Source organism: Nitrosomonas marina (assembly GCF_900111605.1).
Lineage (GTDB): Bacteria > Pseudomonadota > Gammaproteobacteria > Burkholderiales > Nitrosomonadaceae > Nitrosomonas > Nitrosomonas marina_A.
Genome location: NZ_FOIA01000018.1, coordinates 64818 through 76491, shown reverse-complemented (window position 1 = coordinate 76491; position 11674 = coordinate 64818). Strand labels below are relative to the sequence as shown.

Genomic DNA, 11674 nt, shown 5'->3' with positions numbered 1-11674 from the left:
CATGAAGCGAAAAGCGAATGCGGCATGGCCGATTATCAAGTACGCCGGTGGGATGCATGGCATCATCACATGGCGCTGGTCATGCTGGCAACGCTATTCTTGGTCAAGCAAAAGATGCTTGGGCGCAAGCAATGGCCGATGTTATCCTTCAATGACCTGGTGACCGCATTAGCGCACATGCTGCCGCAAAGACAACTTACCACCGAGGATCTGGCTGATATCATTCATAAGCGGCACCGGCGACGGCTCAGCGCTAAAAAGTCTTCTGCCAGGCAAAAAGTGGCTTTTGAGTAATCTGACAAAGTAGAATTAAGCGAGATTCGGTATCGGCGGCATATGACCATGCTAAATATTTGGGGCCACGAGCACAAATGATGCAGGATTGGGCAGATTATTTGGATAGAATAAAGAAAAATTCATCTATTTAATTAGATAAAACAATTGGTTAAATATAAAATCGATAACAGTTAACAAAACCGGAAAACATTACATTTTATGAATTTTTTCCTCTGTAAATTATGGGTGTCGCTGGCAAATTTAGGGCAACGCCAGCATAAACAATATTTAAAGAGGATTTAAATGAATAAGAAGTTAATTCCAGATATTCTTCCATTAACTGGAAAATCTCGCTGGAGCCAAATTAAAAAATTTTCACCAGTCTCGCGCGAAACTTTCAGAAAACTATCTCTCTTAGGCAAGGCACCACAACCAGAACGTCTAGGAATCCGTTGCACCTATTACGATAACGCGGAGCTTCACAAGTGGTTGAATGATCCAGTCTCTTATCAAGTAACACAAAAAAATAAAAACGCTTGAATCAAGTGTGAATAGTTTTTTAATTGATATTAGGAGATTGCGAATATGAGAGCAGCGAGCGTTATTGGGCAGACGCATAAATCAAAGAGTCATACGATCAATACAAAACGGGGCCTGGATTATCTGTTAAGCCAACTGCGTAAAGTCAAAAGTTGTGGACAGGATCGATTCATCGCATGTTGCCCTGCGCACCATGACAAAAACCCCAGCCTTGCAATTCGTACTAATGGCGGTGTTATCTTATTGAAGTGCTTTGCCGGTTGTAGCACCTTTGAAATTGTTTCTTCTATAGGAATGGTATTAGCCGAATTATTCCCGGAATCAAACGAATTTCGGAAGCCACTTAAGAACCCATTTCCTGCGGTGGATGTTTTGCGGTGTATTAAACGTGAAGTAATGATTATTACCGTCACAGCCATACGTATTGTTAATGGCGAAAAAATTGAAAAATCCGAGCTGGATCGTTTGATTTTAGCTTGTAGCCTAATTGAGGTAGCTTATGACTAATCTCATAAACGAATCATTCAGGCATAAGACGTTTGCGGATAAAAGCATTGAAAAAGGGCAAGCTTTTTTAATGCAAAATATATTGAATATTTCAGAAAAAAACAACACTTCCAGCACTTCCAACACTGGTAATGGTTTCAATGATGCTATAACAACATCAAACCTACACAAATCTAGCACCTGTCCAGAAATTGAAGCTGATTGCTTGATTGAGTATATTGAAACTAAAAATGGTTTTCACAGTAAATTAGTTATTGAGTCTAAAGCTGCTGAGATATTACGAGAATCTTTACATGGCCACCTTGCGCACGATATCAAATCACAGACATGGCATAGTTTCACCGGTAGCCATTGGCAGGCTTTAGAATCAACACAATTAGCTGATAAATTGCTGGTTAGTTTAATTTATACAGGCGCTGGTGATCTGGGATTTAAAACGGCATATAAAAATGGCATTAAATCATTGCTCGTTGATGGTGACATGTTGCCATTGCCGGAAATCGATAATCAAAAATTACCCTTTATTAATGGATTGCTTGATTTAAGCACAAAGCAATTGGTTAGTATTACTGCAGAAAATGCACAAACCTGGTGTTTACCTTATGAATATATTCCAGGTGCGAGTTGCCCAAAAATTAAAGAATGGTTATTGAATGCAGTTGATCATGATAGAGCAACAGTAAACTATTTGCGTGCATGGTTGGCAGCTGTTTTACACGGACGAGCCGATCTTCAGAAATTTTTGCATTTATTAGGCAGCGGGGGTACTGGCAAGGGTGTTTTTATCCGGCTGCTTTATGCTCTGGTTGGAAAACAAAATGCCGTCAATACAAATCTCGATCAACTTGAACAGAACCGATTTGAAACAGCTAATTTATATAATAAACGGTTGGCAATTATTTCAGAGACTGATAAATACGGCGGTTCAATCAATAATCTTAAAGCCATTACCGGCCAAGATTATGTCCGGCTAGAACGCAAGCATCAGCAACAAGCAGGCGGATTTGTCTTTCAAGGCCTGGTGGTGATGGCATCCAACGAAAGCCTACAAGTAACCGACCACACCAGTGGACTGGACAGGCGACGAATCACTGTAATTTTTAATCGCAGGGCCACCGACGATGAAAAACTTGCATGGGAAAGACAGGGAGGTGAAGAAGCAGTGTTACACAGCGAGTTGCCCGGACTAGTTAATTGGTTAATTGAGTTAACTCATGAAGATGTGTCCCGAATTATTCGCAATCCGCCAGAACGAATTGTTAAAGCGAATCTGAATGCAATGACCGCAAGCAATCCTGTCGCAGATTGGATAACAGAATGTTGTGTGGCTGATATTGAGACCTGGACACAAATTGGTGACAAGCGTGAAATAAAAGTAGCTGGACAAGAAGTCGAATTCGAGAATGCAAATAAGTGGTTATATGCTAATTTCTTGCAGTGGTGTTCAAGGGCTCACAAGGCTCCATTATCAATTCGGCGGTTTAAAGAATTGTTAATCCAAACATGCACAACGTTGAATATCGATGTGAATGAATCACGGCGCGGAAATGGAAACGGTATTCATGGAATACGAATACGGTCAGACCAAGAATCGAAAATTGGCAATAAAACCGAGCCAATAAGAATATAGAATGTTGTATTTATGTTGGACTGATGTTGGCAATCCTTGTCTAGAACCCGCCAAAATGTTGGATGTGTTGGAAATGCTGGTTTTTTACTCAGAATACTTATTTGTGAGAAATTATTATGGAAGCAATCGAAATCATTGAATATTTGAGATCGAACGATTTTACAGTAAAAGCTGATGGTGACTTTATTGAACTATCACCGCCTGAAAAAGTAACTGAAGAATTAATTAATAGACTCCGTAAAAACAAACCGGAAATACTGGCAGCTTTAAAAGTTGAGGAACGTCGGCAAAAAGTTTTATCAATGTTGGAGAAAAACCCGGACACACTTCGTGTCTATATTACTGATGAAGAAGCGGATTTGAATAATGTTATCCTGACTATTGCTATTCGCGATCTGGCTAGCTTTGAAATGTTAATTCCAAAATCCAAATATGATCCATTCATGCTTATAGATTTCATAAACAAAAATGATCAATAAGTTTCAGTTATAAAACTTTTTAATTGACTGTTTCTTATTTGATTTTGAAAGCTGGAAATCATTACAGCAATATTTAAAAACAAAAAATTATAAAGTGAATAGCGAGCTGGAGTCGACAACCAAGGTATCAGGTAAAGTATCCAAGGTTTCTCAAAAAAACTTTTCCAAAGCTTGGAACACCATCAAACCTGGCAGTAAAGGATCAGTACCCGATAAAAGTGCTGGTCGACCAACATTGTTTAGAAAAGAATATATAGAACAGGCATATAGATTATGTTTGTTGGGTGCTATTGATAAAGATCTGGCCGTTTTTTTTAATGTTACGGAGCAGACAATCAACAACTGGAAGAAAAATTATCCCGAATTTTTTGAGTCCATAAAGAAGGCTAAGCTAATAATGGATGCCAACGTCGCCGCAAGTTTATACAAACGTGCAATCGGTTACACAACTCGCATCAAACGCGTAAAAAATCACGATGGGCAAGTTACAGTATTTGAAATTGATAAACACTATCCGCCAAATGTAAGGGCATGTATTTTTTGGCTTAGAAATCGCCAATCCAAGCTTTGGGGAGGATAAACAAAGCCTCGGTTTCAATGAAAATTTCATTAAACCGCTGTACGATGAAGGTCTGAGTACGCTGTTTCGAAAAAACTGGAGCAAGAAAGTGACTGTAAATTAAACTGTGAAACTTTCTGGTTCAAAGATACCTACTCAGTCGACCCTCGAATTCGATCATAAAACGATTTATAGCAGCTATCCAGTTTATTTATCGGTTGGTTCCATTTCATTTCAATGGGTCCAGCCGTTGTCAATAAAACAGCAGTCTTGAAGTGAGATTTAGGTGTAAACAACCATTTCCTGATAATCCAATTAGATAATTTATGGCATTAACTATATCATTTTGTTTTCAGTTTCATTAAATTACGGTTGACTTGTGTCAAAACTTTGTAGCTTTCTTTTTTCCTGAAACTGCAGGATTAAACTGTAAATGACTGGAAATACCAGCAGCGTCAGAATAAGCACTGTAAACATACCACCTAATACCGGTGCCGCAATGCGATGAGTGACATCTGCGCCGCTGCCAGTGGCCATCATGATGGGTATTAAGCCGATCATAGTGGAGAATGCCGTAATTGAAACTGGCCGCACACGCATAGCCGTTGCTGCTTCAACCGCTTCTTTGATTTCTGAGGGGGATAGTAACGCCTGTTTTTGTTTGCGCAATTTAGCAATTTCAATGTCGATAAAATTTAATACCATCACACCTGTTTCGGCAGCCGTCCCGGCTAGCGCTATAAAACCAACATAAACTGCGACAGAGAGATTAAATCCGAGACCGTATACTAACCATATGCCACCAATAAGACCGAAAGGAACGGTCAGCATCACGATAATAGGCTCAACCATGTTGCGAAAGGTCAGGTAGAGTAAAAAGAAAATCAATAAAAGTGTTAACGGCACTACAATGCGAAGTTTTTCCGCGGCCCTTTCCATGTATTCGAACTGACCGGACCAACTGATGGTGTAGCCAGCAGGAAGCACTACTTGGCTTTCTATAAGCGTTTTTGCTTTTGTTACAAAACCGCCGATGTCGGAGGTTTTTAGGTCTACATAAATCCAGGCATTAGGACGCGCATTTTCACTTTTAATGGAAGGCGGTCCACGCCTTAGCGTAAGATCGGCCACCAGTGACAACGGGATTTGTGCACCGGTTGGAGTGGGGATTAACGTACGCTTCAGACTCTCCAGATCATCCCGTAATTCGCGAGGATAGCGCAGATTGACAGGATAACGTTCCAGACCTTCCACTGTTTCAGTAATGTTCATGCCACCAATTGCGCTTTGAATCACGTCTTGAACGTCACCCACCGTTAAACCATAGCGTGCAGATTCATCGCGTTTGATATCAAAATCCAGATAATACCCGCCAGCGGCCCGGTCACCAAAAGCAGATAGTGTTTCTGGCATGGTTTTCATGACTTGTTCAATCTGTTCAGATAATTGCTGCAATTTATCCAGATCAGGCCCGGAAACCTTGATGCCGACAGGCGTTTTAATACCAGTCGATAGCATATCAATACGTGTTTTGATTGGCATGGTCCAGGCGTTGGCTACGCCAGGGAAATTAATAGCCCGATCCATTTCAGAAACCAGTTCTTGCATGGTTTTGTTTGGATCAGGCCATTCCGAACGGGGTTTAAGCCGTATTGTCGTTTCTATCATCGATAAGGGGGCAGGATCGGTTGCGGTCTCGGCGCGACCAATTTTGCCAAAGACATGGTGCACTTCAGGAAAGGTTTTAATGATTTTATCAGTTTGTTGCAAAAGCTCTTTAGCTTTGGTGATGGAAATGCCGGGAAATGTACTGGGCATGTAGAGTATATCGCCCTCATCCAGAGGTGGCATAAATTCACTGCCGATTTTGGATAACGGATAGAGGGTTGAAGCAAGTAGCAGCATAGCCAGTACTAATGTCGCTGCCCGCCAACGCATGGCCAGCTTGAGTATTGGCGAATGAATGAAATGCAAGAAGCGGTTAGCAGGGTTCTTTTTCTCGGGAATAATTTTGCCGCGAATAAAATAACCCATCAATACGGGTATAACGGTAATAGTTAAGATGGCTGCTGCAGCCATCGCATAGGATTTGGTATAGGCCAGTGGGCTGAACAGCCGGCCTTCCTGTGCTTCCATCGCAAAAATGGGTATAAATGATACGGTAATGATGAGTAATGAAAAAAACAGTGAAGGCCCTACCTCACGAGAAGCTTTGCCAATGACCTGCCAACGTTCTTTTTTGGTTAACTCGGCCTTTTTCCTGGCGACTGCTTCACCCAGATGTTTATGGGCATTCTCCACCATCACGATGCCGCCATCGACCATGTCGCCAATCGCGATGGCAATGCCTCCTAAAGACATGATATTGGCATTGATGCCCTGCCATCTCATGACAATAAATGCCATCAATACAGCCAGTGGCAGCGTAATAACAATGACTAATGATGAACGTAGATGCAGTAAAAACAAGCCAACTAATACACAAACGATAATCAGTTCCTGAATCAACGCTGTATTCAATGTAGCTACCGCGCGTTCAATCAATGCGCCACGGTCATAGACAGGAATAATTTCGACACCTTCTGGTAATCCTTGTTTGAGTTCGTTCAGTTTTTCACGTACTCCCAGTATGGTCGCTTGTGCGTTATCACCATAACGCATGATGACAATACCACCGGCGACTTCGCCTTCGCCGTTTAACTCGACGACACCACGGCGCAGTTCGGGGCCGATTTGGACTTGTGCGACGTCTTCTAAACGAATGGGTGTGCCATTGGCGTCAACACCAACCGGAATGCTTCTGATATCATCAAGCGATTGGATATAGCCTAAACCACGCACCATATATTCCGTTTCGGCCATTTCAACCACTCTGCCGCCGACATCATTATTCGAGCGTTGAATGGCATACTTCACTTTGGACAAGGGTATACCGTAAGCGAGTAATGCATTGGGGTTAACTTCTACTTGATATTGTTTGACATAACCACCGACTGACGCGACTTCTGACACACCGGGTACTGTTTGCAATGGATAACGTAAATACCAGTCCTGTATGGAACGCAATTGCGCCAAGTCGTGCTTGCCCGTTCTGTCAACCAGTGCATATTCGTAAACCCAGCCGACACCGGTTGCATCCGGTCCCAACGATGGATTGACCCCCTGCGGCAGTCGCTCATTAGCATAGTTGAGGTATTCCAGCACCCTGGACCTGGCCCAATACATATCGGTATCATCTTCAAAAATGATATAAACGAATGACAATCCAAAGAAAGAATAACCGCGCACCACTTTTGCATGCGGCACCGCCAACAGCGCTGTGGTCAACGGATAGGTAACTTGATCCTCTACTACCTGGGGTGCTTGTCCGGGGTATTCAGTAAACACGATGACCTGTACATCCGACAGGTCTGGAATAGCGTCTAAAGAAATATTTTTAAAAGACCAGTATCCTGCCGCTGCCAGTACAACTACCACCAGCAGAACCATAAAACGATTATTTAGCGATCCATTGATGATGGCATTAATCATGTTGATGCGGTCCTTCCTCTATCTGTAACGGGCTGGGTTTGGATTCTTTTTCTTTTAATCCTGGTTTTATCATTTTTGCTGTGGCTTCACGCAAACTGGATTCAGAATCAATCAGGAACTGGGATGAAGTAACGACTTCTTCGCCTTCTTCCAATCCATCCAGCACAATCACTTTTCCATCAGCTGCCACGCCGGTTGTAATTGTCCGTGGTTCAAATTTTCCAGCGCCACGTGCAACCAGCACCTTGTCGCGTGTGCCTGAACGGATAACCGCCTCGGATGGAATCACTAATGCGCGTTTTTGTTTGCTTGCATAGATTGACACCTCGGCAAACATGTCAGGTTTTAATAACAATTCAGTATTTTTAAAATCAAGGCGCACTTTGATTGTTCGTGTTTTGGCTTCGGCATATGGGTAAATGAAAGCCAGGTGTCCTCTGAAAACACGTCCGGGAATGCCCGCCAGCCGCATTTCAACCAGATCACCCAACTGTACCCAGGGTAATTCATTTTCGTAGATATCGGCATATACCCAGACTGTGGACAAGTCAGCGATCAAGTAAATCTCAGTGGCCGGTGTCACATACTGGCCTTCACGGGCACCAACATGAACCACGATGCCAGAAGCCGGGCTATGAATATGCAAGGTTTTATGTATGTTATGGTCTTGTGTCAGATCATGCAGTTGATGTTCCGGAACATCCAGGAGTTTTAGCCGTTCGAGCGCGCTGCTGACCAGTTCTTCCGCGCCACGACGAATGTCTGCAATAGGGCTTTGTTTTAATATGTGGAGATTGTTTAAAGCCAGGACGTATTCCTGCTGGCTGACAACCAGTTGGGGAGAGTAAATACTGAGTAAATCCTGATTTTTCTTAACCTTCTCACCGGTTTTGTCTACACGCATGGTTTCAATCCATCCTTCGACCTTAGGATGTAATCGAACGATACGTTCTTCATCATAATCCACGCGACCGACTGTTCGAACGATATGCGACAGTATGTCCCTTTCAACAATCGCGGTACGTACCCCTATATTTTGTGCAACGACTGGATCGATTTTGACTGTGCCCGCTGGTTGATCGTCTCTACTGTCATCATCGGCGTAAACCGGAATATAATCCATGCCCATTGGATCTTTTGCGGGAACGGGAGAGGTAACCGATGGATTCATCGGGCTACGGTAGAAAAGCGGTTGCCTGTTTTGTTCCGAGCGCGCAGCCTGACTGTCATCCTGTTGATGTTGTGTAATCGCCAGCTGTATATAATCGTTAGCCAACCAGCCCCCGCCGATACCTATCATCAACATTACAACAGCAACGATTATTAATGGTTTATTCATAAATTTCTTCCTTGCCAACTGCGGCCATTAATTTTGCTAAAGCCTGATTGGCTTCAGCAAAAGTACTCCAGTATTGCAGTTCATTATTTAATAGACTGATCTGGCTGCGGACCAGATTCAGGAAATCGACTTTGTTGACCTGATAACCAACCAGCATGGATGCCACAGTCTGTCTTGCCTGAGGAATGATGCCGGTTTTAAACAATACCGTCTGTTTCGAGGCGCGTTGAAAATCGCTATAGCTCTGTGAGATCTCGGCGCGTATGTTATTCCATTCGTCCTGTAGCATATATTTCTGCTGCATTAACTCACTGTTACGCTGATCAACTGCCTTCGCTTGCTTCCGGTCCAAAAAAATCGGAACGTTCATACTCAAACCAAGGGTTAAAAAATCATCCCGATCAATACCCGTTGGATTATCACGCCGGAATCCATAAGAAGCCCGTAACTTAAAGTCTGGATAAAAATCTTTTTTAGCCAGATCAACGCGGACCCTTGCGGCATTGACAGATTCATGTTTCGATGCCAGCAAGGCCCTGGAGTGTTCGGCCACCTGGTACAATGCAGTTTCAGAAAGAATGGTCGGTAATTCTTCTGCTATTTCTTCAGGTAATGTTATTGATTGGTTGGCAGCTCTATCCAGTAATGCATTGAGCTTCGCAACGGAATTATGTCGCGCGCCTTGCAGCCTAAGCTGTTGATCCAGCAGGTTGGACAGCTCCAGTTGTGCCAACAAAATATCTTGTTGCAGCCCTTCACCCACTTCATATTTTGTACGTGTGATCTGAATAAACTGTTCCAGCAGCAGCTGGTTGTCTTTTACGACTTGTAACGCACGATCCAGGTAGAAAATTTGCCACCATACTTGTTTAACGTTACTGAGTAACCACCACCGCGCTTCCGTTACATTCTCGAATGCAGCTTTTGCTTCAAAACTCGCAGCTGAGCTGCGTAATGCCAGTTTTCCTGGAAAAGGAATTGCCTGCGAAATTCCCGGCCCGATTTGCGTCATGTCCACCTGAGCAGTACTGAATGTATCAACGGGCAGATTTGCGGCACTGAAACTGATTTCAGGGTCAGGCAGCGTGCCAACCTGTGATGGAATCGCTGCCATTGCCTCGGCGCGCGCCCGCATTTGCGCTAAATCCGGATTATTCCGGATCGCTATTTCTGTCGCCGATTTTAGTGTTAAAGAATCATGATCTGCTCCGGCGAACACATTGTTTACAAGTAACAATAAACCTAATATAACGTTGCTTAGAATGATGAAAAGTGAAGACATAATGCGCCATACTCGTAATAAAAAGCTTAACGTGAAGGAAACTTTGCCCTTAACCCGTTAAATGCTTTTTGTCGTGTAATTAATCAGGATCAGAATGAAATTTATTCGATCATCGATGAAATCCATCAAGCTCAATATAGATAATGCCTGACCACTTTTAAGCCCGTGGATTTCTTGTTACTGTTCAGGATGAATTATGCGAGAGGAGGACGTTGAAATTGTTCAGGAATGAACGAATCTGATTGAGCTGTAATCGCGAAATTACAGGAAATACAATTGGGAGAGGATGGATCAGAGAGTATAGTAGGGATATAGCTGCTACAGCTTACATGACATAAGGTGTCCACCTCACATTCTTGGCCAGAAGCCGTGTTACTTGTTTCTTTGAAATGAAGCGTATGCTGGTGGTCATCAGTTATAGGAAAATCAACGGCATTGATTTTATTAACTGTATTTTCTTCATGTATGCACGGCAGCTCCGTAAAAGCAAACGCTCCTTGCAATGGTAACCAAAGCATGATTAAAACCAAAAGTAATCTGTTTGCATTTTGAGACATTAAAATTTGGTCTTAATTGATAAAAAATGATTATATATTGATCCCACCAGTAGCCTTTCTACATTAAAGTATTGTTATTGTCAAATCAGTTACCTATGTTGTGCCAATTCAAACCGAAAGAGGCACTTAGGCTGCAATGAGCTGAGCAAGTCCAAACAATACAAGTTAACGTGTTCAAATATAAATGGGCACACCGATAGCCAATCAATTCTTAAATTTTCACAAAGTGACTAACATTGCACGTACGGTGCTGGACATAATAATCGAAAGAATCCAAGTTATTTTTAACATTCTGCTTTCAAACAATATTGTATTAGAGCAATGCTAATTATGGTGCAAAACATCCTCAAGGATTAATTGCGAGCTTCAACACTGAAATAAATCACTTGACCTTCCAATTATTGGAAGGTTTAACATGGCAGCTTCAATAAATAAATCAGTGAAAAATAATCATGAGAAACCCATATCCGTACAATCCTAAGGAAATGAGCATGAATATTGGTCAGGCTTCCCGCGCCTCTGGCATATCAGCAAAAATGATTCGCTACTACGAAGCTATTGGGCTTATTCCTAAAGCCACGCGTTCATACTCAGGATACCGGCACTACGATGAACGTGACATTCATGTTTTGCTATTTATAAATCGCGCGCGTGCAGCAGGTTTCAGTATCGCACATATAAAAAAACTGTTGTTGCTTTGGCAAGACCGCCGGCGACCAGCACGTAAAGTTAAGCAGCTTGCCACATCTCATCTGAAAGAACTTAGAGAAAAAATTTCTGAGCTGCAGTCAATTGCTGAAACATTGTCCCAATTGATCGCGCATTGCCGCGGTGATGATCGCCCAGACTGTCCTATTCTGGATACGCTATCAGATAAAGACGCAACCCAAGAATTTGCAGAAACTTCTAAACCGAATCGTCTTCACTCTTCTGTTCGGCAGAGTTCGTCGAAACAATGTGTAAAAACAAAATAA

The 11674-nt window shown here is 42.6% G+C and carries 9 protein-coding genes and 1 pseudogene; 7 read left to right on the top strand and 3 right to left on the bottom strand.

Annotated elements, in window-relative coordinates:
- The 6 genes and pseudogenes from BMY62_RS09480 to BMY62_RS09455 form a co-directional block, all read left to right on the top strand.
- Positions 1 to 294, top strand: a pseudogene (locus BMY62_RS09480) (hypothetical protein); the annotation flags it as partial.
- 285 nt (positions 295 to 579) lie between these two features.
- On the top strand, positions 580 to 816 hold the full coding sequence (locus tag BMY62_RS09475; RefSeq protein WP_090658984.1) for a helix-turn-helix transcriptional regulator: 237 nt from the start codon (positions 580 to 582) through the stop codon (positions 814 to 816).
- Between the two features lie 45 nt (positions 817 to 861).
- Positions 862 to 1323 carry a CHC2 zinc finger domain-containing protein gene (locus BMY62_RS09470; RefSeq protein ID WP_090658982.1) on the top strand — a complete coding sequence of 154 codons (462 nt, stop codon included), beginning with the start codon at positions 862 to 864 and terminating at the stop codon, positions 1321 to 1323.
- On the top strand, positions 1316 to 2953 hold the full coding sequence (locus tag BMY62_RS09465; RefSeq protein WP_090658980.1) for a DNA primase family protein: 1638 nt from the start codon (positions 1316 to 1318) through the stop codon (positions 2951 to 2953). The genes BMY62_RS09470 and BMY62_RS09465 overlap by 8 nt, the downstream gene beginning before the upstream one ends.
- 116 nt (positions 2954 to 3069) lie before the next feature.
- Positions 3070 to 3432, top strand: a complete 363-nt coding sequence (locus tag BMY62_RS09460) for a hypothetical protein (protein ID WP_090658978.1) — start codon at positions 3070 to 3072, stop codon at positions 3430 to 3432.
- Positions 3433 to 3526: 94 nt separating this feature from the next.
- On the top strand, positions 3527 to 4012 hold the full coding sequence (locus tag BMY62_RS09455) for a hypothetical protein (RefSeq protein WP_090658977.1): 486 nt from the start codon (positions 3527 to 3529) through the stop codon (positions 4010 to 4012).
- A 345-nt stretch (positions 4013 to 4357) separates the two neighbouring features.
- Here BMY62_RS09455 and BMY62_RS09450 read toward each other — a convergent pair whose 3' ends face one another.
- From BMY62_RS09450 to BMY62_RS09440, 3 genes are read right to left on the bottom strand one after another with little or no spacing between them, the layout of a single operon-like run.
- On the bottom strand, positions 4358 to 7522 hold the full coding sequence (locus BMY62_RS09450) for an efflux RND transporter permease subunit (protein ID WP_090658975.1): 3165 nt from the start codon (positions 7520 to 7522) through the stop codon (positions 4358 to 4360).
- Positions 7515 to 8861 (bottom strand): efflux RND transporter periplasmic adaptor subunit, encoded by a 1347-nt coding sequence (locus tag BMY62_RS09445; RefSeq protein ID WP_090658974.1) that lies wholly within the window; start codon positions 8859 to 8861, stop codon positions 7515 to 7517. Before BMY62_RS09445 ends, BMY62_RS09450 begins: the two co-directional genes overlap by 8 nt.
- A complete protein-coding gene (locus tag BMY62_RS09440; RefSeq protein WP_090633868.1) occupies positions 8854 to 10143 on the bottom strand; it encodes a TolC family protein in 1290 nt (429 codons plus the stop codon). Before BMY62_RS09440 ends, BMY62_RS09445 begins: the two co-directional genes overlap by 8 nt.
- A 1048-nt stretch (positions 10144 to 11191) precedes the next feature.
- Here BMY62_RS09440 and cueR point away from each other — a divergent pair.
- Positions 11192 to 11674 (top strand): Cu(I)-responsive transcriptional regulator, encoded by a 483-nt coding sequence (gene cueR, locus BMY62_RS09435; RefSeq protein ID WP_090658972.1) that lies wholly within the window; start codon positions 11192 to 11194, stop codon positions 11672 to 11674.